21 protein-coding genes are annotated in these 20,534 nt (G+C 71.1%); 14 read left to right on the forward strand and 7 right to left on the reverse strand.

The features are described from left to right. The first annotated feature begins 2 nt into the window (after nucleotides 1–2). Genes sufD through ACIOD2_RS30295 form a run of 5 tightly spaced genes read left to right on the forward strand, consistent with a single transcriptional unit; the run spans nucleotide 3 to nucleotide 4,157 of the window. Nucleotides 3–1,175, forward strand: a complete 1,173-nt coding sequence (sufD, locus tag ACIOD2_RS30275; RefSeq protein WP_400545318.1) for a Fe-S cluster assembly protein SufD — start codon at nucleotides 3–5, stop codon at nucleotides 1,173–1,175. Between the two features lie 32 nt (nucleotides 1,176–1,207). Beyond that, nucleotides 1,208–1,978, forward strand: coding sequence for a Fe-S cluster assembly ATPase SufC (gene sufC / locus ACIOD2_RS30280; protein ID WP_400545321.1), 771 nt, complete (start codon nucleotides 1,208–1,210; stop codon nucleotides 1,976–1,978). 51 nt (nucleotides 1,979–2,029) lie between these two features. Then, nucleotides 2,030–3,319, forward strand: coding sequence for a cysteine desulfurase (locus ACIOD2_RS30285; protein WP_400545324.1), 1,290 nt, complete (start codon nucleotides 2,030–2,032; stop codon nucleotides 3,317–3,319). Continuing rightward, complete coding sequence (gene sufU / locus ACIOD2_RS30290) at nucleotides 3,316–3,765, forward strand: Fe-S cluster assembly sulfur transfer protein SufU (RefSeq protein ID WP_400545327.1); 450 nt, start codon at nucleotides 3,316–3,318, stop codon at nucleotides 3,763–3,765. Before ACIOD2_RS30285 ends, sufU begins: the two co-directional genes overlap by 4 nt. Beyond that, on the forward strand, nucleotides 3,762–4,157 hold the full coding sequence (locus ACIOD2_RS30295; RefSeq protein WP_247049216.1) for a metal-sulfur cluster assembly factor: 396 nt from the start codon (nucleotides 3,762–3,764) through the stop codon (nucleotides 4,155–4,157). Before sufU ends, ACIOD2_RS30295 begins: the two co-directional genes overlap by 4 nt. Here ACIOD2_RS30295 and ACIOD2_RS30300 read toward each other — a convergent pair. Further along, nucleotides 4,147–4,971 (reverse strand): DUF4184 family protein, encoded by an 825-nt coding sequence (locus ACIOD2_RS30300; protein ID WP_400545330.1) that lies wholly within the window; start codon nucleotides 4,969–4,971, stop codon nucleotides 4,147–4,149. The two genes, ACIOD2_RS30295 and ACIOD2_RS30300, sit on opposite strands and share 11 nt — an antisense overlap. 18 nt (nucleotides 4,972–4,989) lie before the next feature. On the opposite strand from ACIOD2_RS30300, the gene ACIOD2_RS30305 reads away from it, so the two are divergent. Further along, nucleotides 4,990–5,322, forward strand: coding sequence for a YnfA family protein (locus tag ACIOD2_RS30305; RefSeq protein ID WP_400545333.1), 333 nt, complete (start codon nucleotides 4,990–4,992; stop codon nucleotides 5,320–5,322). A gap of 9 nt (nucleotides 5,323–5,331) precedes the next feature. On the opposite strand, the gene ACIOD2_RS30310 is transcribed toward ACIOD2_RS30305, so the two are convergent. Continuing rightward, nucleotides 5,332–5,526, reverse strand: coding sequence for a hypothetical protein (locus tag ACIOD2_RS30310; RefSeq protein ID WP_400545336.1), 195 nt, complete (start codon nucleotides 5,524–5,526; stop codon nucleotides 5,332–5,334). Between the two features lie 122 nt (nucleotides 5,527–5,648). On the opposite strand from ACIOD2_RS30310, the gene lepB reads away from it, so the two are divergent. Then, nucleotides 5,649–6,413, forward strand: a complete 765-nt coding sequence (gene lepB / locus ACIOD2_RS30315; RefSeq protein WP_400545339.1) for a signal peptidase I — start codon at nucleotides 5,649–5,651, stop codon at nucleotides 6,411–6,413. Here lepB and ACIOD2_RS30320 read toward each other — a convergent pair. Then, the gene (locus tag ACIOD2_RS30320; protein WP_400545342.1) at nucleotides 6,337–8,280 is read right to left on the reverse strand and encodes an ABC1 kinase family protein; all 1,944 of its coding nucleotides are present in this window, start codon (nucleotides 8,278–8,280) and stop codon (nucleotides 6,337–6,339) included. The genes lepB and ACIOD2_RS30320 overlap by 77 nt on opposite strands. Nucleotides 8,281–8,449: 169 nt before the next feature. On the opposite strand from ACIOD2_RS30320, the gene ACIOD2_RS30325 reads away from it, so the two are divergent. The 3 genes from ACIOD2_RS30325 (at nucleotide 8,450) to ACIOD2_RS30335 (ending at nucleotide 11,050) form a co-directional block, all read left to right on the forward strand. Further along, entirely contained in the window at nucleotides 8,450–8,992 is a 543-nt protein-coding gene (locus ACIOD2_RS30325) for a snapalysin family zinc-dependent metalloprotease (RefSeq protein ID WP_400545345.1), read from the forward strand. Nucleotides 8,993–9,179: 187 nt separating this feature from the next. Continuing rightward, nucleotides 9,180–10,397 carry a sensor histidine kinase gene (locus ACIOD2_RS30330; RefSeq protein ID WP_400545348.1) on the forward strand — a complete coding sequence of 406 codons (1,218 nt, stop codon included), beginning with the start codon at nucleotides 9,180–9,182 and terminating at the stop codon, nucleotides 10,395–10,397. Then, the gene (locus ACIOD2_RS30335; protein WP_400545351.1) at nucleotides 10,394–11,050 is read left to right on the forward strand and encodes a response regulator; all 657 of its coding nucleotides are present in this window, start codon (nucleotides 10,394–10,396) and stop codon (nucleotides 11,048–11,050) included. Before ACIOD2_RS30330 ends, ACIOD2_RS30335 begins: the two co-directional genes overlap by 4 nt. Before the next feature lie 20 nt (nucleotides 11,051–11,070). Here the strand turns inward: ACIOD2_RS30335 and ACIOD2_RS30340 are convergent, their stop codons facing one another. The 3 genes from ACIOD2_RS30340 to cysD form a co-directional block, all read right to left on the reverse strand. Then, nucleotides 11,071–12,060 (reverse strand): hypothetical protein, encoded by a 990-nt coding sequence (locus tag ACIOD2_RS30340; protein WP_400545354.1) that lies wholly within the window; start codon nucleotides 12,058–12,060, stop codon nucleotides 11,071–11,073. Nucleotides 12,061–12,146: 86 nt separating this feature from the next. Then, nucleotides 12,147–13,970 (reverse strand): adenylyl-sulfate kinase, encoded by a 1,824-nt coding sequence (gene cysC / locus ACIOD2_RS30345; protein ID WP_400545357.1) that lies wholly within the window; start codon nucleotides 13,968–13,970, stop codon nucleotides 12,147–12,149. Next, nucleotides 13,970–14,902, reverse strand: coding sequence for a sulfate adenylyltransferase subunit CysD (gene cysD, locus ACIOD2_RS30350; protein ID WP_400545360.1), 933 nt, complete (start codon nucleotides 14,900–14,902; stop codon nucleotides 13,970–13,972). Before cysD ends, cysC begins: the two co-directional genes overlap by 1 nt. A 39-nt stretch (nucleotides 14,903–14,941) precedes the next feature. On the opposite strand from cysD, the gene ACIOD2_RS30355 reads away from it, so the two are divergent. Genes ACIOD2_RS30355 through ACIOD2_RS30370 form a run of 4 tightly spaced genes read left to right on the forward strand, consistent with a single transcriptional unit; the run spans nucleotide 14,942 to nucleotide 18,562 of the window. Then, on the forward strand, nucleotides 14,942–15,421 hold the full coding sequence (locus ACIOD2_RS30355) for a nuclear transport factor 2 family protein (protein ID WP_400545363.1): 480 nt from the start codon (nucleotides 14,942–14,944) through the stop codon (nucleotides 15,419–15,421). Further along, entirely contained in the window at nucleotides 15,418–16,608 is a 1,191-nt protein-coding gene (locus ACIOD2_RS30360; RefSeq protein WP_400545366.1) for a hypothetical protein, read from the forward strand. The genes ACIOD2_RS30355 and ACIOD2_RS30360 overlap by 4 nt, the downstream gene beginning before the upstream one ends. Before the next feature lie 2 nt (nucleotides 16,609–16,610). Continuing rightward, nucleotides 16,611–17,393: an SDR family oxidoreductase gene (locus tag ACIOD2_RS30365; protein ID WP_400546193.1), complete on the forward strand. Its 783-nt coding sequence runs from the start codon at nucleotides 16,611–16,613 to the stop codon at nucleotides 17,391–17,393. Between the two features lie 8 nt (nucleotides 17,394–17,401). Continuing rightward, nucleotides 17,402–18,562, forward strand: coding sequence for a sulfotransferase family protein (locus ACIOD2_RS30370; protein WP_400545369.1), 1,161 nt, complete (start codon nucleotides 17,402–17,404; stop codon nucleotides 18,560–18,562). Between the two features lie 181 nt (nucleotides 18,563–18,743). Here ACIOD2_RS30370 and ACIOD2_RS30375 read toward each other — a convergent pair whose 3' ends face one another. Further along, complete coding sequence (locus ACIOD2_RS30375) at nucleotides 18,744–20,408, reverse strand: GGDEF domain-containing protein (protein ID WP_400545372.1); 1,665 nt, start codon at nucleotides 20,406–20,408, stop codon at nucleotides 18,744–18,746. Between the last annotated feature and the right edge of the window lie 126 nt (nucleotides 20,409–20,534).

Below are 20,534 nucleotides of genomic sequence, written 5' to 3' on the forward strand. Positions count from 1 at the left end.
TCATGTCGGTTACCGAGAACAACGTTTCCGAAGCTCTTCGCGAGGGGGCCGTCGTGCCGGCGGCCTCCCGCGCGGAGTGCTTCACCTCCTACGACGTCGAGGCCTTCGAGGTCCCGGGCGGCCGTGAGGAGAACTGGCGCTTCACGCCGATGAAGCGGCTGCGCGGCCTGCACGACGGCAGCGCGCCCGCCACCGGCGAGATCACGCTGGAAGCCGACGCCGCCCCCGAGCTGACCATCGAGACCGTCGGCCGCGACGACTCGCGGCTGGGCCAGGCCGGCGTGCCGAGCGACCGCATCGCCGCGCAGGCCTACTCCTCGTTCACCAAGGCCACCGTCGTGACGGTGCCCAAGGAGACGAAGGCGTCCAAGCCGTCCGTGCTGCGGATCCACGGCCCGGGCGAGGGCAAGGTCGCCTACGGGCACCTGCAGGTCCGCGCCGAGGCGTTCGCCGAAGCCGTCGTCGTGCTCGACCACGTCGGCTCCGGCACCTACGCCGACAACGTCGAGTTCGTCATCGGCGACGGCGCCAAGGTCACCGTGGTCAGCGTCCAGGACTGGGCCGACGACGCGGTGCACGTCTCCGAGCAGCACCTGCAGCTGGGCCGCGACGCCGCGCTGCGGCACACCGTGATCACCCTGGGCGGTGACCTGGTCCGCGTCTCGCCGACGGCGACCTTCACCGACAAGGGCGGCGACGTCGACATGCTCGGCGTCTACTTCGCCGACGGCGGCCAGCACCAGGAGCACCGCCTCTTCGTCGACCACGCGGTGCCGAACTGCAAGTCGCGCGTGGGCTACAAGGGCGCGCTGCAGGGCGAGGGCGCGCACACGGTCTGGATCGGCGACGTGCTGATCCGCGCCGCGGCCGAGGCCACCGACACCTACGAGTTCAACCGCAACCTGGTGCTCACACCGGGTGCGCGCGCGGACTCCGTGCCGAACCTGGAGATCGAGACCGGCGAGATCGAAGGCGCCGGCCACGCGAGCGCGACGGGAAGGTTCGACGACGAGCAGTTGTTCTACCTCCAGTCGCGCGGGATCGCCGAAGAAGCCGCCCGCCGTCTGGTCGTGCGCGGGTTCTTCCACGAGATCCTGGTGAAGATCGACGTCCCCGAGGTGCGCGAGCGCCTCGAAGCCGCGATCGAGGCCGAGCTCGAAGCCGTTGGCGCCTGACGCCGTCCACCGCAGACTTTAGGAAACGAAGAATGGCTACCCTGGAAATCAAGGACCTGCACGCCTCGGTCGAGACCGACGAAGGCGCCAAGGAGATCCTCAAGGGTGTGAACCTGACGATCAAGTCGGGCGAGACCCACGCGATCATGGGCCCCAACGGCTCCGGCAAGTCCACCCTGTCCTACGCGATCGCCGGCCACCCGAAGTACCAGGTGACCTCCGGCGAGGTGCTGCTCGACGGCGAGAACGTCCTCGAGATGAGCGTCGACGAGCGCGCCCGCGCCGGCCTCTTCCTGGCCATGCAGTACCCGGTCGAGGTCCCCGGCGTCTCGATGTCCAACTTCCTCCGCACCGCGGCCACCGCGGTCCGCGGCGAGGCTCCCAAGCTTCGCCTGTGGGTCAAGGAGGTCAAGGAGGAGATGGGCAAGCTCGAGATCTCGCAGGAGTTCGCCGAGCGCTCGGTCAACGAGGGCTTCTCCGGCGGCGAGAAGAAGCGCCACGAGATCCTGCAGCTGGCGCTGCTCAAGCCGAAGTTCGCCATCCTCGACGAGACCGACTCCGGCCTCGACGTCGACGCCCTGCGCGTCGTCTCCGAGGGTGTCAACGCCTACAAGGCTTCGAGCGAGGTCGGCGTCATGCTGATCACGCACTACACCCGGATCCTGCGGCACATCACGCCGGACTTCGTGCACGTCTTCGCCGGCGGCCAGATCGTCGAGTCGGGCGGCAAGGAGCTGGCCGACGAGCTGGAGGAGCACGGCTACGTCAAGTACGCCGGCAAGCCCGAGCCGGCCGCGCTCTGACGTTCCCCACCCCAGGACTACACCGAGAAAAGAAAGAGAGGAGCCGGCCCGATGACCACCACCTCGGCTAGCTCTGTTCCTTTGGACGTCGCCGCGCTGCGCGCCGACTTCCCGATCCTGTCGCGTACCGTCCGCGACGGGAAACCCTTGGTGTACTTGGACTCCGGAGCGACGTCACAACGCCCGACCGCGGTGTTCGACGCCGAACGCGACTACGTCTTCACGTCGAACGCCGCCGTCCACCGCGGTGCGCACCAGCTGTCCGAAGAGGCCACCGACGCCTACGAGTCCGCGCGCGCGAAGATCGCGGAGTTCGTCGGCGCCGACCCCGAGGAGCTGGTGTTCACCAAGAACGCGACCGAGGGCATCAACCTCGTCGCGTACTCGATGAGCAACGCCGCCACGGCCGGCCCCGAAGCTTCGCGCTTCGTGGTCGGCCCGGGCGACGAGATCGTCATCACCGAGATGGAGCACCACGCGAACCTCGTGCCCTGGCAGCAGTTGTGCCAGCGCACCGGGGCCACGCTGAAGTGGTTCAAGGTGACGGCGGACGGCCGGCTCGACCTGTCCGATGTGGACGAACTGATCACGCCGCGCACCAAGGTGGTCGCGTTCGCGCACCAGTCCAACGTGCTCGGTACGGTCAACCCGGTCTCGCTGCTCGTCGAGAAGGCCAAGGCCGTCGGCGCGCTCACCGTGCTCGACGCCTGCCAGTCGGTGCCGCACTTCCCGGTCGACTTCCACGCGCTGGGTGTCGACTTCGCGGTGTTCTCCGGCCACAAGATGCTCGGCCCGTCCGGCATCGGTGTCCTTTACGGACGCACCGAGCTGCTCTCGGCCATGCCGCCGTTCCTCACCGGCGGGTCGATGATCGAGATGGTCCGCATGGAGGGCTCCACCTTCGCGCCGCCGCCGCAGCGGTTCGAGGCGGGCGTGCCGATGACGTCGCAGGCCATCGGCCTCGGCGCGGCCGTCGACTACCTCTCGGCCATCGGCATGGACCGGATCGCGGCGCACGAGCACGAGCTCGCCGCGGCCGCCCTCGAAGGCGTCGGCGCCATCCCGGGTGTCCGGATCGTCGGGCCCACCGACCTGAAGGACCGCGGCGCGACCGTGTCGTTCGTGATCGACGGCGTGCACCCGCACGACGCCGGCCAGGTGCTCGACAGCCTCGGCATCGCCGTCCGCGTCGGCCACCACTGCGCGTGGCCGCTGCACCGGGCGTGCGGCGCCCAGGCGACCGTGCGGGCGTCGTTCTACCTCTACAACACGCTGTCCGAAGTGGACGCCCTGGTAGCGGGTGTTCGCGAGGCCCAGAAGTTCTTCGGGGTGGCCCAGTGAACCTGGAAAGCATGTACCAGGAGATCATCCTGGACCACTACAAGAACCCGCACGGCCGCGGCCTGCGGGACCCGTTCGACGCCGAGTCGTTCCAGGTCAACCCGACCTGCGGCGACGAAGTGACGCTGCGGGTCAAGCTCGAGGACGGGAAGGTCTCCGACGTCTCCTACGACGGCCAGGGCTGCTCGATCAGCCAGGCCTCGACGTCGGTCATGACGGACCTCGTCACCGGGCACACCCTCGACGAGGCGTTCACCACCATGGACGCGTTCGTCGAACTGATGCAGGGCAAGGGAAAGGTCGAACCGGACGAGGAAGTGCTGGAGGACGGCATCGCCTTCGCGGGCGTCGCCAAGTACCCGGCCAGGGTCAAGTGCGCCCTCCTCGGCTGGATGGCCTTCAAGGACGCCGTCGCCCGGACCACCAGTGGAGTTGAGAAAGCATGACCGAAGAGACCGCCACTCGTGAGGGGCGCACCGCCGCCGACCTCGACGCCGAGACCACCGCGACGCAGGACATCGAGCTCGCCAAGCTCGAGGACGTCGAGGAGGCCATGCGCGACGTCGTCGACCCGGAGCTCGGCATCAACGTCGTCGACCTGGGCCTCGTCTACGACATCCGCGTCGAGCCGGACAACAGCGCGACCATCGACATGACGCTCACGTCGGCGGCCTGCCCGCTGACCGACGTCATCGAGGACCAGACGTCGGCCGCGCTGACCTCCGGCGGCCTCGTCAAGGACTTCCGGATCAACTGGGTCTGGATGCCGCCGTGGGGCCCGGAGAAGATCACCGAGGACGGCCGCGAGCAGCTGCGCGCCCTCGGCTTCACCGTCTGACCCGTTTTTGCCCGTGAAGGCCACCTTGAGGGACTCTATGTCCCTCAAGGTGGCCTTCACGGCTTTTGGCTGTGTATAACGACCTATACCGCGCGTGCCAGGCCAGCGCGTACAGGACGAGCGTGGTGAGGAAGCCGCTGCCGGCGCCGGTGACCGCGAGATAGGTCGCGTTGCCGACGACGCCCGCGCGGGTCATCGGGTCGTGGTGGGCCAGGAACGGCAGCACCTCCGCGAGCGCGCCGGTGAGCGTTCCGACTGCCAGGAGGGCCACGACCGCTTTGCGGTGGCTCGTCGCCGGGGGTGCGGGTTCGGTCGGCGCGGCGAGGTACCAGCGGACCAGCCACCACACGAGGATCGCGGCCCCGGCGATGGTGCTGACCAGCTGGATCAGCCGGCCGACGTCGACCCCGGTGACGAGCGGGGTCCGCAGGAACGCGAACCCGTCGTTCTCGTGGGTGAAGGCGTCCCAGCCGACGTGGGTCGCGGCGCCGATGACCAGCGACAGAGCGATCCAGCCCGGGCGTCGCCAGTCGAAGGGGTGACGGGGAAGCCGTTCGGCCAGGGGTTTCGGGGCCAGGGCCAGCAGGGGGCGTTTCAGGACGACCTGGAAGAGCGCGAGGATCACCAGCGCGAGGAGCGGGTCGAGCCAGAGGACCGACGTGAGCTCGTGCGTCTTCGTCAGGCCGACGCCGGGAAGCCGCGGCACGAACCAGAAGACGTCCGGCGCCACGGAACCGGCGACGAGCGCGGACGGAACGAGCGGCCCTCGCGCCAGCGGCAGCACGGCGGCCGGGTGACTCAGCGTGAACGGCACGAGAGCTAGTATCCCGGAGTGGTCCTCCGGTCGATCCTGCTGTTCCTCGCGGCGGCCGTCTTCGAGATCGGCGGCGCCTGGCTGATCTGGCAGGGCGTCCGCGAACAACGAGGCCTGATCTGGATCGGCGGCGGCATCGTCGCGCTCGGCCTGTACGGCTTCGTGGCCACGCTCCAGCCGGACGCCCAGTTCGGCCGGATCCTTGCTGCGTACGGCGGCGTGTTCGTGGCGGGGTCTCTGGCCTGGGGCGTGGTGGCGGACGGTTACCGGCCCGACCGCTACGACGTGATCGGCGCGCTGCTGTGCCTCGCGGGGGTCGCGGTGATCATGTACGCGCCCCGGACGGGATGACCTACCCGGTCAGAGCGCTCGGCGCATCGCACGGGAGACCGAGTGGTTGAACTGCCGCATGTTCCGCGACGCAGCCGCCTTGTTCGGCGACACGAGCAACACGATTGCGAAGATGGCCCACCCGGCCATCGCGAACGACAGCACGAAGCAGGCGACCGACAGCTTGACCATCAAGCGCACGCTCATCATCAGCAGGCCAATCACGCCGGCACCTCCCATGGACGGGCCGCCAACACCTCGGCGGCTGCCTACGCAGTCGCCGTGCGCCATGATCCTGTTACGCCCCGGACGGGGTAACGCTGTCCACTGTGTCCCGATAGATCTTCGTGACCGAACCTGCTTTTCCGTCCGCGCCACCGTCCTCGCCGAAGCGCGCCGGCGTGTCCAAGGTGCTGCTGGTGATGATCGTCGTCGCGGTGCTCGGGGTGGCCGCCGGGGTTTATGGCGTCGGCCGGATCATGGTGGGGTACGAGGCCTACAAGATCCCGGGCGCGCACATGAGCCCGACCTTGGTGCCCGGTGACCAGATCGTGGTGCGCCGGGCGAACGGCACCGAGGTGCACCGCGGAGACCTCGTCGCCATCGACGCCGGCGCCTTCGCCCAGCCGAGCCACGAGGGCGTCAGCGTCTTCCGCGTGGTCGGGCTCGCCGGGGACACCGTCGCCTGCTGCACCGACCGGCACCTCTCGGTGAACGGCAAGCCGATCACCGAGCCCTACATCAACCCCGGTGACGACACCCCTTTCGGGTTCTCCGCCAAGGTGCCCGGCGGCGCGATCTTCGTCGAGGGGGACAACCGCGGCAACTCCGACGACTCGCGGTTCAGCGGTCCCGTGCGGCTGTCCGGTGTCATCGGGTTCGTGGTCGCGACCGGCACGGTCATCACCCCGCGGCCGCTGGCGCCGGTGACCGCCTTCACCGACGCGGGCCTGCCCGGAACCCCGTACTCCGACTCGACGATCCCCACCCTGCCCTGGTGGCTCCTCGGCGGGTTCGTGCTGTTCCTCGCCGGGCTCATCGGCGTGATCGTGAGCGCTGTCCGGAGCGCCGGAAGACGACGAAGAGCAGCCGCAGTCCCACCAGCGCACTGATCACCAGCAGGTTGTAACCGAAGGCCTGGTTCAGCGTCAGCTCCGGCAGGATCCGCGGGCCGCTCGTGCCGGTCAGCAGGAACACCGCCATCAATCCCGTCGCCGCGCCGACGAAGGCCAGCAGGACCTCGTGGACCAGGCCGGTGACGACGTCGCGGTCGCGCTCGTCGGAGAAGAGGCGGACGTTCACCGACAGCCGGCCCTCCTCCAGCGCGGCGCCGATCCGGTCGACGCGGCGGGGGATGCGGCGCAGCACCGGGAGCAGCGCCGTCAGCTCGTTGACCGCGGTGCGGCCCAGCGAACCCGGCCGCAGTCCGGCGCCGACCTGCTCGACGGCGAACGCGCGGGACTCGGCCACGACGTCGAACCCGGGGGAGAGGGCGGCGAGCGTGCCCTCGACGGTGGCCAGTGCCCGGAACACCGCGGCCACCGGCGGCGGGACGCTCAGCCGGAAGTCCGCGACCACCCGGAACAGACCGGTGAACAGGTCCATGTCCGGGGTGCGACCCGGCCCGAAGTGGCGGGCGACCAGGGCGCCGAGGGCGCGTTCCAGGCGTTGCTCGTCGATGTCATCGGTGCGGTCGACGATCTCCAGCAGCCCGTCGCGCAGGCCCGCCGGATCACCGCGGTCCAGGGCCAGCACGAGGTTCTGCAGGCCACCGCGCAGCCCGGAGTCGAGGCGCCCGACCGAGCCGAAGTCGAGCAGGCCGAGCCGGCCGTCGGCCAGCAGCATGAGGTTGCCCGGGTGCGGGTCGGCGTGGAAGACGCCGCCGATCATGACCTGGTCGAGCAGGCATCGCAGCAGTGATCGCGCGAGCCGCTCGCGGTCGGGCGACGGCGCGGTCTCCAGGGGTTTGCCGTCGAGCCGGGACATCACCAGGACGCGCTCGGTGGACAGTGCTTTGTGGACGGTCGGCAGCACGACGTCCGGGCCGGAAGTGGCGGCCACGGCGGCGATGTTGCGGGCCTCGATGGTGAAGTCCAGCTCTTCGGCCAGTGCCGCGGCGAACCCGTCGGCGAGTTCGGCGACGCCGAGCGAGCGTGCCCAGTCCGCCCGTTCCTCGAGGGCCGCGGCGACGCGGCGGACGATGTCGACGTCACGCTCGGCCTGCTCCCGCACGCCGGGCCGCTGGACCTTCACGACGACGTCCTCGCCGCTGCGCAACCGTGCTTTGTAGACCTGCGCGACCGACGCCGCCGCAAGGGGTTCCGGGTCGAACTCGGCGAAGACGTCGTCGGGTGAGCCGCCGAGCTCGGCCTCCAGGACGGCCCAGACGGCGTCGGCGCGGGCGGGGGCGACCTGGTCCTGGAGCTTGCCGAGCTCCTCGACGAACACCGGCGGCAGCAGGTCCGAGCGCGTCGAAAGGAGCTGGCCGAGCTTCACGAACGTCACGCCGCCCTCCTCGAGCGCGCGGCGCAGCGAGCGGGCGAGCTTGGCGTGCCGTCCCGGGGCCAGGCCGGGCTCACGGCGTCCGGCGAGGTAGCGGCCGAGGCCGTGCTTGATCGCGATCCGGCTGATCTGCGAGTACCGGCGGGCGCGCGACACCCGGGCGCGCACCGCACGGAGCCGGCCCAGCCCGAGGCCGCCCGGGAACGCCATCTCGGCGACGAACAGGAAGAGCAGCGTCGCGAGGAAGGCACTGCCCGCCAACGGGATCAGCAGCCCGAGCGCCGCGCCGCCGTGGTGCAGCAGGGAAACCGGGAACGCCCGCCCGATGCCGCCCGCGACGAGCCAGCCGAACGCGGCGCCGCACAGCGCGCGGGCGGTGCCGATCCGGAAACCGAGCACCCGCCTCGACGCGACCACGAGCGGCCACAGCACGAGCGCGTACAGAGGGAGGGTCAGCAGGCCCAGCAGGATGTCCACGCCGGGAAGCAGACCACGGCGGCCGGGCGGGGCGGCTCACGCAGCGGCGGGACCGGCCTCCCTCGTGCGAGGGAGCTACTTTCGGCCGTGGCCCGGACCGGCGGTGGACTTCTAACCTGACCGCGCGAACCACGGTGAAGTGTTCTCTAACCGGACAAAAGGAGACACGATGAACGGACGTCTGCTCGGACGGGTCCTGGTGCTGGCCGCGGCGGTCACGGTGCCGCTGGGCGCCGGGCTCGCCACTGCTTCCGCCGCGCCGGCCGCGGTCACGACGGTGTACTACAGCTCGTCCGGCGCGCCCGACTACCTGGCCCAGATCGACCAGGGCGCGGCCAACTGGAACGCCGTGGTCACCGACGTCAAGCTGGTCAAGCGCAGCAGCGGTGCCACGGTCAAGTTCCACGAGATCCACAGCGGCGGCTCGTACACGAACACGAACGGCCACGGCCGCGGCGACATCTACCTGGACACCAGCCAGGTCGCGGAGGGCTTCGACCCGACCCGGATCGCGGCGCACGAGCTGGGCCACAACCTCGGCCTGCCCGACGACTACACCGGCCCGTGCACCGAGCTGATGTCCGGCCACGGCCCGGGCACGGCGTGCAAGAACGCGAAGCCGTCGGCCGCGGAGGCGGCGAAGGTCCAGTCCCTCTGGACGAACGGCTTCGCGGCGGCCCGCACGGCGGAGACCCGCCAGGTCGCTTACTAGCTGCTTCGCGCCTGGTTGCCCACAGGGCAAGCGAGATGTGGACAACCAGGCGCCGGCGGCGGCCTTTCGGCGTTTCCGTCGGAGGGCCCCGGTACGCTGGAAGCGGGGCCGGTCCCCCGGAGAGGGCGGGAGGCGCCTCCATCTCGAGAGGGAAGCACCCAGGCCCGCGACCTGCGAAGATCGGCGGGTGCGTGTACTCCGGCCGCTGGTGAGCAGGGCTACCTACCGCCGCTGGGTGTACCTCGTCCTCGGCGGGGCGATCAGCGTGCCCTACCTGCTGTTCGCCGCCGTGGCCGTGCCGTCGTTGCTGCCGTTCGCCGCGACGCTGGGGCGGGCCACCCTGATCGGTGGCCTCGTCACGTTGCTCGTCGTGGCCGGGACGGCGTTCCTGCCCGCCGTGCACGTCCTCGAGTCCACCGCCGTGCGCGAGCTGCTCGACAACCCGGCGCCCGGCGCGCCCGCGAAACCGCGGACGCGGCCGGGGCGGCGCCGGGCCGCGGCGATGTTCGTGCTGCACGTGGTGGTCGGGTTCGGCGTCAGCTTGGCCAGCCTGGCCGCGCCGGTCGCGTTGGGGTTCGCGGTGAGCGCGGTCTTCACCGGCAAGCTGATCCAGGGCGAAGCCGAGGTCACCGTGCCGAAGGGCTGGGCGTCCGCGTGGATCCCGGTGGTCTTCGCGGTCGCCCTGGTGGTGCTGATCTACGCCGTGTGGGTGATCGGGGCGTTGCTGCGCCGGGCCGCCGCCCGGTTGCTCGGGATGACCGCCGCCGACCGGATCGCCCAGCTGGAACGGCGGACCGAGCAGCTCGCCGAGCGCAACCGGCTGGCCAGGGAGCTGCACGACTCGGTGGGGCACGCGCTGAGCGTCGTCTCGATCCAGGCCGGCGCCGCCCGGCGGACGCTGCGCACCGACCCGGACTTCACCGAACGCGCGCTCGGCGCCATCGAGGACTCGGCCCGCACCGCGCTCGACGACCTCGACCACGTGCTCGGGCTGCTGCGCGAGGAAGCCGCGGGCCGGACGCCGCAGCCGTCGCTGACCGAGCTGCCGAACCTCCTCGAGGCGACCCGCCTGGCCGGCACCGAGGTCATCGCCGACGTCGAGGGCGACCTGGCCGCGGTGCCGCCGGTGGTGTCGCGCGAGGTGTACCGGATCCTGCAGGAATGCCTGACCAACGCGGTGCGCCACGCCGGTAGGGTCCCGGTGACGCTGGCCGTCGACGTCGCGGCGAGCGGCCTGGTCGCCCGGGTCGGCAACCCGCTCGGCGGCGGGACACCGCGGGCCGGGCGCCGGGGCCTGCGCGGCATGGCCGAGCGGGCGGCGGTGCTCGGCGGCGAGCTGACGGCCGGACGAGCAGGGGAACGGTGGGAGGTCGTGGTGCGGGTGCCGTGGGGGAGCGGGCGATGAACGTCGGAGTGCTGCTGGTCGACGACGAGCCGCTGATCCGCGCCGGGCTGCGCGCGATCGTCGACAGCGAAGACGGCCTGACCGTGCTCGGCGAGGCCGCCGACGGCGCCGAGGTGCCCGGGCTGGTGGCCCGGCTGCGTCCGGACGTCGTCCTGATGGACGTCCGGATGCCCGCGGTGGACGGGATTCGCGCCACCACGCACCTGATGTCCACTGTGGACGACCCGCCGAAGGTGATCGTGGTGACGACCTTCGAGAACGACGACTACGTCTACGACGCGCTCGTCGCCGGCGCCAGCGGGTTCCTGCTCAAGCGGGCCCGGCCGGAGGAGATCGTCGCGGCGATCCGGACCGTGGTGACGGGGGAGTCGCTGCTCTTCCCGGCGGCGATCCGGCGGCTGGCCGCCCAGCACTCACCATCACCGGCGGGCGACGGCCTGGCGAGGGCCGGGCTGACCGAGCGCGAGCGCGAAGTGCTGCGGCTGATGGCCACCGGACTGTCCAATGTGGAGATCGCGGGCGAGCTGTACCTGGGCATCCAGACGGTGAAGACCCACGTGGGCAACGTGCTGGCCAAGCTGGGGGCGCGGGACCGGACCCAGGCGGTGGTCCGGGCGTACGACTCGGGCTTCGTGTCCCCCAGCGGCAGCTGACGGCGACCGCTCCCGGGGCGCTACTGCTGGTACGGCCCGCGCGGCGGCTGGTATCCCGGCGGCGGGGCTTGCTGAAACCCTTGCGGCGAGGCGAACCCCGCCTGCTGCTGAGACTCCTGCGGCGGGGTGAATCCCGGCTGCTGCTGGAACGCCGGCTGCTGCTGAACCCCCTGTGGCGGGGCGGAACCCGGCTGCTGCTCAGACCCTTGCGGCGGGGCGAATCCCGGTTGATGCTGAACCCCTTGCGGCGAGGCTGACCCCGGCTGCTGCGGGAATCCCTGCTGCTGCGGGAAGTCCTGACGCGCCGGGAACTCCTGCGGCTGGAACCCCTGCTGCTGGTATCCCGGCTGCGGACCGAGTCCCGCCTGCTGCCCAGGCGCGGCCTGGGCAACCGGCGCGTATCCCGGCTGCGGACCGAAGGCCGCCTGCTGCTCGGGCGCGGTCTGGTCAACTGGGCCGGATCCCGGCTGCGGACCGAGGCCCGCCTGCTGTCCAGGCGCGGTCTGGGCAACCGGCGCGTATCCAGGCTGCGGACCGTAGCCCGTCTGCTGCCCGGGCACGGCCTGGGCAACTGGGCCGGACCCCGGCGGCGGAGCAAAGCCCGCCTGTCCTGACGTGGCCTGGGCGACCGGCGCGTATCCCTGCGGCGTACCGAAACCCACTTGCTGTCCGGGCACGCCCTGAACGACCGAGCCCTGGCGCGCCCGGCGCCGGATCGCCACGACCAGCCGCCAGCCGCACAGGCCCGCGATCCCCGCGCCGATGCCGAACGTGACCCACCGGCCGCCGTTCTTGAAGGTGTTCGCGCTGTCGATCGATTCCTGGCGCTTCTCTTCGTAGGTCTCGCTGGTCGTCTGGCCGTACTGGGTCCGGTCGCAGGTCTCACCCGGCTGCATCACTTCGCTGCCGCACAGCACCGTGGAGCTGGGCTCCCCGGAGCCGAACAGGCCGAGCGCCACCAGGCTCAGCCCGAACAGCAGGCCGATCGACCACCACACCACGCTCTTCACTGTTCCCCCTCGATGTCACCGCCCGTGCACACGCAAAATAACCCGGTGATCGGCGAGGGTGGGACGAAACGGCCGGATTGGCCGCTTCAGGACACGTTCCGGTCGAGGTCGTCGAGCACGGCCTGGATCGCCGCCGCCATCGTCGCGGGGTCGCCGTCGGCCGGGCGCAGCACCAGGTCAGGGGCCTCGGGACGCTCGTACGGCGCGTCGATGCCGGTGAACCCGGTGATCTCCCCGGCGCGCGCTTTCGCGTACATCCCCTTCGGGTCGCGTGCCTCGCACAGCTCCAGGGGCGTGTCGACGAAGACCTCGGCGAACGGCAGCCCCGCGTGGATCGACCGGGCCTGTTCCCGGTCCGCCGCGTACGGGCTGATCAGGGACGCGATCGCGACGACACCCGCGTCGGCGAACAGCTTGGCGACCTCCGCGACGCGCCGGACGTTCTCCGCGCGGTCCGCCGGGCTGAAGCCGAGGCCCGCGTTGAGCCCGTGGCGCAGGTTGTCGCCGTCCAGGAGGTAGGCCGGGCGGCCCGCGGCGACCAGCCGGCGTTCCAGCTCGACCGCCACCGACGACTTGCCCGACGCCGAGAGCCCGGTCAGCCACACCGTGGCGCCGCGCGTCGGCCGGTCTTCGCGGCGCACCGCCGTCGTGTGCCAGACGACCGGGGACGCCGCGGCGCCGGTGATCATCCCGGCCGCGACCGTGTCGCCGGTGTGCTCGTCGACCAGCAGGAAGCCGCCGGTGGCGCGGTTGCGGCGGTAGGCGTCGAACAGCAGCGGCGCGCGGGTGCGCAGCCGGATCCGGCCGATGTCGTTGAGCCGCAACGACTCCGCCGTCTCGTCGCGGTGCAGCGTGGTGACGTCGAGGCGGTAGTCCAGCTTCTCCACGGAACCGCGGGTCTCGGTGGTCGTGTGCCGGACGACGTACGTGGCACCCGGGGTCAGCGAGGAAGCGGAAGAGAACCAGCAGACCAGCGCGTCGACCTCGCGGGCCGACTCCGCGCGGTTGCCGGGGCGGCACAGCATCGCGCCGCGGCCGAGATCGAGGTCGTCGGCCAGTTCGACCGCCACCGCTTGTCCCGTGAAGGCCTCGGAAAGCGGCGTCCCGCCCGGGCCCCACACCGCGCGCACGGTGGAGGTGAACCCGGAGGGGAGCGCGACGACCTCGTCACCCGGCTTGAAGACGCCGCCGGCGATCGTGCCCGCGTAACCGCGGAAGTCCGAGCGCCGGATCACGTACTGCACCGGGAACCGCGCGTCGATCAGGTTGCGGTCGGAGGCGACGTGCACCTCTTCCAGCTGGTGCAGCAGCGAAGTCCCTTCGTACCACGGCATGCTGGCACTGCGGTGGACGACGTTGTCACCGTGCAGCGCCGAAACCGGCACGAACGTCAGGTCGGCGACGTCGAGCTTCATCGCGAACCGCCGGAAGTCCTCGCGGATCTCGTCGAACCGCTCCTGCGACCAGCCGACCAGGTCCATCTTGTTGACGCACACCACGAGGTGCCCGATGCCCAGCAGGGACGCGAGGAACGCGTGCCGCCGCGACTGTTCGAGCACGCCCTTGCGCGCGTCGACGAGCACCAGCGCCAGGTCGGCGGTGGAAGCGCCGGTCACCATGTTCCGCGTGTACTGCAGGTGCCCCGGCGTGTCGGCGATGATGAACTTCCGCTTGGGCGTGGCGAAGTAGCGGTGCGCGACGTCGATGGTGATGCCCTGCTCGCGTTCGGCGCGCAGGCCGTCGGTGAGCAGCGCGAGGTCCGGGTAGTCCTCGCCGCGCTCGCGGCTCGTCCGCTCGAGGGCGGCGAGCTGGTCGGTGAAGATCGCCTTCGAGTCGAACAGCAGCCGCCCGATCAGCGTGGACTTGCCGTCGTCGACGCTGCCCGCCGTGGCGATCCGCAGCAGCTGCATCAGAAGTAGCCTTCCCGCTTGCGGTCTTCCATGCCTGCTTCGGAAATCCGGTCGTCCGCGCGGGTCGCCCCGCGCTCGGTGATCCGCGTCGCGGCGACCTCCGTGACCACTTCGGACGGGGTCGCCGCCGACGATTCGACGCAGCCGGTGCACGTCGCGTCGCCGACGGTCCGGAACCGCACAGTCGCCTCGTACGGGGTCTCACCGTCCACAAGCGACAGGAAGCGCGTCGCGGCGAGCAGCATCCCGTCGCGCTGCACGACCTCGCGCCGATGCGCGTAGTACAGCGGCGGCAGCGCGATCCGCTCGTCGCGGATGTACTGCCAGATGTCGAGCTCGGTCCAGTTGGACAGCGGGAAGACGCGGATGTGCTCGCCGCGCCGGTGCCGCCCGTTGTAGAGGTTCCACAGCTCGGGGCGTTGCGCGCGCGGGTCCCACTGGCCGTGCTCGTCGCGGAAGCTGAACACGCGTTCCTTGGCGCGGGCCTTCTCCTCGTCGCGGCGGGCGCCGCCGAACACGGCGTCGAAGCCGCCTTCACGGATCGCGCGCAGCAGCGTGGCCGTCTGGAGGCGGTTGCGGCTGGCGCGCGGCCCGGTCTCCTCGACGACGCGCCCGGCGTCGAGGTCGTCCTGGACGCTCGCGACGTGCAGCCGCAGGCCGAGGGAGGCGACGGTCTCGTCGCGGAACCGCAGCACCTCGTCGAAGTTGTGGCCGGTGTCGACGTGCAGCACCGGGAAGGGCAGCGGCGCCGGCCAGAACGCCTTCGCCGCGACGTGCAGCATCACCACCGAGTCCTTGCCGCCGGAAAAGAGCAGGACGGGGTGCTCGAAGGTCGCCGCCACCTCGCGGAAGACGTGCACGGCCTCCGCTTCGAGCGCGGCCAGGTGCGACAGCTCGTACGAGGTCACGGACACCCGAAAAAAGTAGAACATGTTCTTGTCATCGGTCAAGCGGTGCGAGACCCTGTGACGATGGACCTGGTCGTACTCGAAGAGATCCGCCGGCTGAAGTACCGCTACCTGCGCGGCGTCGACCTGAAGCTGTGGGACGAGGTGGCCGACACGTTCACCGTCGACGCCACGGCCGACTACGGGACCCGCGCCACGGGCCGTGAAGGGCATCAGCTCGCCGGCCGCGACGCCATCCTCGAGTTCCTCACCAAGAGCCTCGGCAACGGCATCATCACCGTGCACCACGCTGGTCAGCCCGAGATCGACGTCGACGGCGACACCGCGACCGGGCGGTGGTCGTTCACCGACAAGGTGATCGTGCCCGACCACAAGGTGATCATCGACGGCGCCGCGTTCTACGAGGACACCTACCGCCGCGACACCGACGGCGCGTGGCGGATGACGCACATCGGCTACACCCGGACGTACGAGTCGATGCTCTCGTGGGAGGGCAACCCGGGCTTCCGGCTGCTCGCGAACCGCTGGGCCGTTCCGGCATGATCGAGAACGAGTTCTCGCTCACGCAGCCGTTCGCCGACGCGATCGTCGAGGCCGAAAAGCTGCTCGCCGGCGCGCCGCACGTGAAGACCGAGCAGGACCTGCTGGAGGGGTACGACTACCTGGCGGGCAGCATCCGGGCGTCACTGCAGATGGCCTGGGCCTACCAGCGCGACTTCCCGTACTTCACCTCGTCCACCGGGCCGTACACGAAGATGGGGCTGGACAACCCGGACACGCTCTACTTCAACGCGAACATCCGCGACGACCGTGAATACCTGGTCACCGGGGTCCGGGGGACCACCGCCGACCTGAGCTTCCAGATCCTCAACGGCGACTACTCGCCGGTCGTGGTGCCCGACAGCCTCGCCGCGTTCGACGACCGGGCCATCGAAATCGGCGAAGACGGCCGGTTCGAGCTGCGGTTCGGCCCGGCGCGCGAGAACGCGGGGCCGAACTACTTCACCCTGGGCCAGGGCTCGTCGATGCTCGTGGTGCGCGAGGTCCACAGCGACTGGGCGACCGAGAAGCGCGGTGAGATCCGCATCCAGTGCGTCGACACCGCCGGGCAGGCGCCGCCGGTGCCGGACCGGTCGGCCCTGGCGAAGCGCTACGGCGTCACCGGCAAGATCCTGCTGAGCCGGCTCAAGACGTTCCTGGCCTTCCCGAAGTGGTTCTACGACGACCTGCCGGTGAACACGATGACCGAGCCGCGCTCGACCCCGGGCGGGCTGACCACGCAGTTCTCCTCGGCCGGGCACTACGAACTCGGCGACGAAGAGGCGATGATCGTCACCGTGCCGCGCTGCGCCGACGCGCCGTACCAGGGCATCCAGCTCGGCAGCCTCTGGTACGTCTCGCTCGACTACATCAACCACCAGACGAGCCTCACCGCCGACCAGGCGCGCGTCGACCCGGACGGCAAGATCCGGTTCGTCATCAGCGAGCGCGACCCCGGCCTGGCGAACTGGCTGGAGCGCACCGGGCACGACCGCGGGTACGTCCAGATCCGCTGGCAGCGGATCGCGCGCGACCTCGGCCCGGACGACGGCCCGGTCGTCGAGGTCGTCAAGGTGGACGACCTGCCGGACCGGGTGCCCTTCCACGACGAGGCCCGGGTGACGCCGGAGGAATGGGCGTCGAGGATCGCGGCCCGGCAGGACGCCGTCGCCGCCAGGATGCTGGGGTGAGCATGCCGGAGTTGTTGCGGGACAAGGTGGTCGTCGTTTCGGGGATCGGCCCGGGGCTCGGCCGGTCGATCGCCGTGCGCAGCGCCATGGCCGGTGCGGACGTCGTGCTCGCCGCGCGCACCGAGTCGCGGCTCACCGAGGTCGCCAAGGAGGTCACCGACCTCGGACGCCGGGCCGTCGCGGTCCGGACCGACATCGACGACGCCGACTCCGCCGCGAACCTCGTGAGCGAGGCCGTCGAGGCGTTCGGCCGGGTGGACGCGGTGGTGCACAACGCCTTCGCCGTCCCGCCGCTGACCGATCTGGCCACTGTGGACCTCGACGCCGTCCGCAAGGGCTTCGAGACCGCGGGGATTTCCGTGCTCCGGCTGACCCGGCTGTTCCTGCCCGCGCTCAAGGAGAGCAAGGGCTCGCTGGTGATGATCAACTCGGCCGTGCTGCGGCATTCGCGGCGCACGTTCGGCGCGTACAAGATGGCGAAGTCGGCGTTGCTGTCCCTTTCGCAGAGCCTGGCGAGTGAACTCGGGCCGGACGGCATCCGCGTCAACACGGTCGCGCCCGGGTACATCTGGGCGCCGAACCTCAAGTGGTACTTCAACTACCTGGCCAAGGAACGCGGGATCACGTCCGAGGAGGTCTACGCCGAGACGGCGTCGACGATCGACCTGCGGAAGCTGCCGGAACCCGACGAGATCGCCGACGCGGTGGTGTTCCTCGCCTCGCCGATGGCGCGCGCGATCACCGGGCAGTGCCTCGACGTCAACGGCGGCGAGTACCACCACTAGGAGGATCCATGCTTCCCGGCCGGGCCGACCTGGGCACGTTCGACGACCTGCACGCCTCGGCGTCGAAGCTCACCGGGCTCGACGACTTCGGCGGCGACGAGTACGTCGAGGGCCTGCGCGTGCTGCTGGAGTCGTTCGAGGCGGACGAAGACCTCACGCCGTTCGGGAACAAGGTGCACCGCGCGATGCTGCGCGGCGCGCTGGTCGCCCGGCTGCTCAGTGAGGCGGGGTGGAAGCAGCACCCGGCTTACGCGGACGTCCCGGTGGAGCGGCCGATCTTCGTGACCGGCCTGCCCCGCACCGGCACGACGGCGCTGCACCGGCTGCTCGTCGAGGACCCCGAGCACCAGGGCCTCGAGGTGTGGCTCGCCGAGGTCCCGCAGCCGCGGCCGCCGCGCTCGACGTGGGCGGAGAACCCGGTGTTCCAGGGGATTCAGGCCGGCTACGAACGCCACCACGTCGAGCACCCGGAGTTCATGGGGGTGCACCACATGTCCGCGGACCAGGTGGAGGAGTGCTGGCAGCTGCTGCGGCAGTCGATGCGGTCGGTGTCGTTCGAGTGCCTCGCGCACCTGCCGCGCTACTCGCGCTGGCTCGCGAAGCAGGACTGGACGGACGCCTACGCCCGGCACCGGCGCAACCTGCAGCTGATCGGGCTGCCGGACGCGGGCCAGCGCTGGGTGCTGAAGAACCCGAGCCACCTGTTCGCGCTGGACGCCCTGATGGCGGCGTACCCGGACGCGCTGGTGATCCAGACCCACCGCGCGCCGCGCACCATCATGGGCTCGATGTGCAGCCTGGCGGAGAAGGCCGCGGACGGCTGGTCGTCGAAGTTCCGCGGCGAGGTGATCGGCCGTTCGCAGCTCGATTTGTGGGCCCGCGGCGCGGACGAGTTCCACGCGGCGCGTTCCCGGTACGACGCGGCGCAGTTCTGCGACGTGGCGTACGAGGACTTCGTCGCGGACCCGGTCGGCACGGTGTCCACTGTGTACGACCACTTCGGACTGACGCTGACACCTGCAGCGCGGGCCGCGATGACGGCGGTGCACGCCGAGAGCCGCACGGGCTCGGCGAAGCCGGTGCACAAGTACAGCCTGGCGGACTTCGGGCTGACGGCCGAGGAGGTCGACGAGCGCTTCGCGGACTACCGCGCGGTGCAAGGCTCGTGAGTGGGAAACAGTGTTCTAACCCTGTTTCCCACTCACGACCAGCCGCGGCAGACCGCCTGACCGGCGGGGCTGCCGTCCTCGGGTCCCGATGCCGCGCAGGTCCGCGCTTTGGCGGCTGATGACTCGAGCCGCTGCCGTACCGCGGTGCAAGGCTCGTGAGTTACCAGCTGCGGCAGACCCTCTAACCGGCGGCGGCCTGCAGTCCGCGAGTCCCGATGCCGCGCAGGACCTCGATGCGCTCCGAGCCCGGGCGGCTCAGCACCCAGCTCGACCCGGGCACCGCCTTCGCGCGCTTCTTCAGCGGCGCCAGCAGGCGGGACACCTCCTGGTACGACCGGATCGAGCCGCTCGCACACACCAGCGTCGCCAGTGACACCGTCACCGGCATGCCGTCCGCCTGCCAGTGGCGGTCCAGCAGCGCTCCGGCCACCGTCGCGATCTCGTCGACGTCGCAGACCACCAGGAAGTCGTCGCCGCCGACGTGGCTCACCCGCATCCGCCGCAGGCCGCCGGACAGGGACGTGAGTGCCGCTCCCAGCTCGCGGATCAGGTCGTCGCCCGCGGCGAAACCGGCCGTGTCGTTGACCGTCTTGAACGAGTCGATGTCGAGCCACGCGGCGACGAACGGCTCGCCGATCGTGATGCGGCGGGCGACGTCGCGAGCCACCGTGTCGCTGCCCGGCAGCCGGGTCAGCGGGTTGAGCGCCGCCGCGGCCTCGACCTTCGCCTCGGCCACGCCGCGGACGACCTCGGTCACCAGCACGACACCGAGGCAGCGGCCGACGTCGTCGACCACCACGACGTCGTCGCCGGTGCGGCCCCAGTCGGCGTCGGTGACCAGCTCGAGGAACTCCATCGCTCCGGCGCGGGCTTCGATCGTGTGCGGGGCGTCCGCGAGCCGCGCCGCCGGGCGCTTCGCGTGCAGCGCGTGGCCGTACGGCCCGGTGACGGCGACCAGGAACCGCGTCCGGTCCACCGACCAGCGGGGCCGGTTCAGCTCGTCGACGCCGATGACGCCCGACGGCGCGTCGGCCGCCGCGAGCACCTCGCGGACCTCGTCGCAGGTCGCGGTCTCCGGCAGCGTCGTGGCCGGGCGCAGGAAGTCGCCGACGCACTGGGCCGGGCCCGGCGCGGTGACGGCGGTGGGGGCCCGGTTGAGCAGGGCCGGAGCCGGGCCGGCGGCGGTCGGCGGGGCGAGCAGGTTGCCCTGCGCGATCCGGATGCCGAGCCCGCGGACGGCGTCGAGCTGGGCGTCGGTCTCCAGGCCGGTCGTGACCAGCCGGGTGCCGGTGCGGCTGGTGTAGTGCTGCAGCGCTTCGACGACGGCGACCGAAGACTGGTCGTCGGGCAGCCCGCGCAGCACGGTGCGGTCCAGCTTGATCAGGTCGACCGGCGCCTCGACCAGCAGGCTCAGCGGCAGGTCGCCGCGGCCGAGGCCGTCGAGGGCCAGCCGGAAGCCGAGCTCGGCCAGCGCCCGCATCCCGGCCAGCGCCCGTTCGGCCGGCAGCGGGGAGAACGGCGGGCCGATCTCGAGGACGACGTCGCGGGTGCGGCGCCCGGCGTTGCCGAGCTCGGCCAGCAGGTCGTCGAGCATGGCCAGTGGCGCGCCGAGCGTGCGGGCGGAGAGGTTCAGGTGCAGCGGCAGCGACGTCTCGTCCTGCCGGACGGCGGCGATCGCGAGGCCGAGGTCGACCTCGGCGAGCCGGCCTTCGCGGCGGGCCTGGGTCAGCAGCTCCGGGACGGTTCCGTGGCCCGGCCTGGCCAGCGCTTCGTGAGCCACGACGCCCCCGGTCTGGAGGCTGTACAGCGGCTGGAAAGCGAAGCGGACCGCGCGTGGCGACTTCACGCCTCCGATGCTCGCCGCTCGCGCGCCGAAACGAAACCCATGTCAGCTGATGTTCACCGCGGCGGTGCCGGGGTTAGCCACATCGGAGTAACTCGCTGTGACACCTACCACTAGATTGTCCTTGAC

The sequence above is a fragment of the Amycolatopsis sp. NPDC088138 genome (genome assembly GCF_044741685.1).
Lineage (GTDB): Bacteria > Actinomycetota > Actinomycetes > Mycobacteriales > Pseudonocardiaceae > Amycolatopsis.

Coding starts and splice junctions, on each gene's coding strand:
- ACIOD2_RS30360 (WP_400545366.1), top strand. CDS start 15,418: ATGATCGAGAACGAGTTCTCGCTCACGCAGCCGTTCGCCGACGCGATC.
- ACIOD2_RS30355 (WP_400545363.1), top strand. CDS start 14,942: ATGGACCTGGTCGTACTCGAAGAGATCCGCCGGCTGAAGTACCGCTAC.
- ACIOD2_RS30285 (WP_400545324.1), top strand. CDS start 2,030: ATGACCACCACCTCGGCTAGCTCTGTTCCTTTGGACGTCGCCGCGCTG.
- ACIOD2_RS30370 (WP_400545369.1), top strand. CDS start 17,402: ATGCTTCCCGGCCGGGCCGACCTGGGCACGTTCGACGACCTGCACGCC.
- ACIOD2_RS30335 (WP_400545351.1), top strand. CDS start 10,394: ATGAACGTCGGAGTGCTGCTGGTCGACGACGAGCCGCTGATCCGCGCC.
- cysC (WP_400545357.1), bottom strand. CDS start 13,970: ATGCAGCTGCTGCGGATCGCCACGGCGGGCAGCGTCGACGACGGCAAG.
- sufD (WP_400545318.1), top strand. CDS start 3: ATGTCGGTTACCGAGAACAACGTTTCCGAAGCTCTTCGCGAGGGGGCC.
- ACIOD2_RS30295 (WP_247049216.1), top strand. CDS start 3,762: ATGACCGAAGAGACCGCCACTCGTGAGGGGCGCACCGCCGCCGACCTC.
- ACIOD2_RS30365 (WP_400546193.1), top strand. CDS start 16,611: ATGCCGGAGTTGTTGCGGGACAAGGTGGTCGTCGTTTCGGGGATCGGC.
- sufC (WP_400545321.1), top strand. CDS start 1,208: ATGGCTACCCTGGAAATCAAGGACCTGCACGCCTCGGTCGAGACCGAC.
- ACIOD2_RS30325 (WP_400545345.1), top strand. CDS start 8,450: ATGAACGGACGTCTGCTCGGACGGGTCCTGGTGCTGGCCGCGGCGGTC.
- cysD (WP_400545360.1), bottom strand. CDS start 14,902: ATGTTCTACTTTTTTCGGGTGTCCGTGACCTCGTACGAGCTGTCGCAC.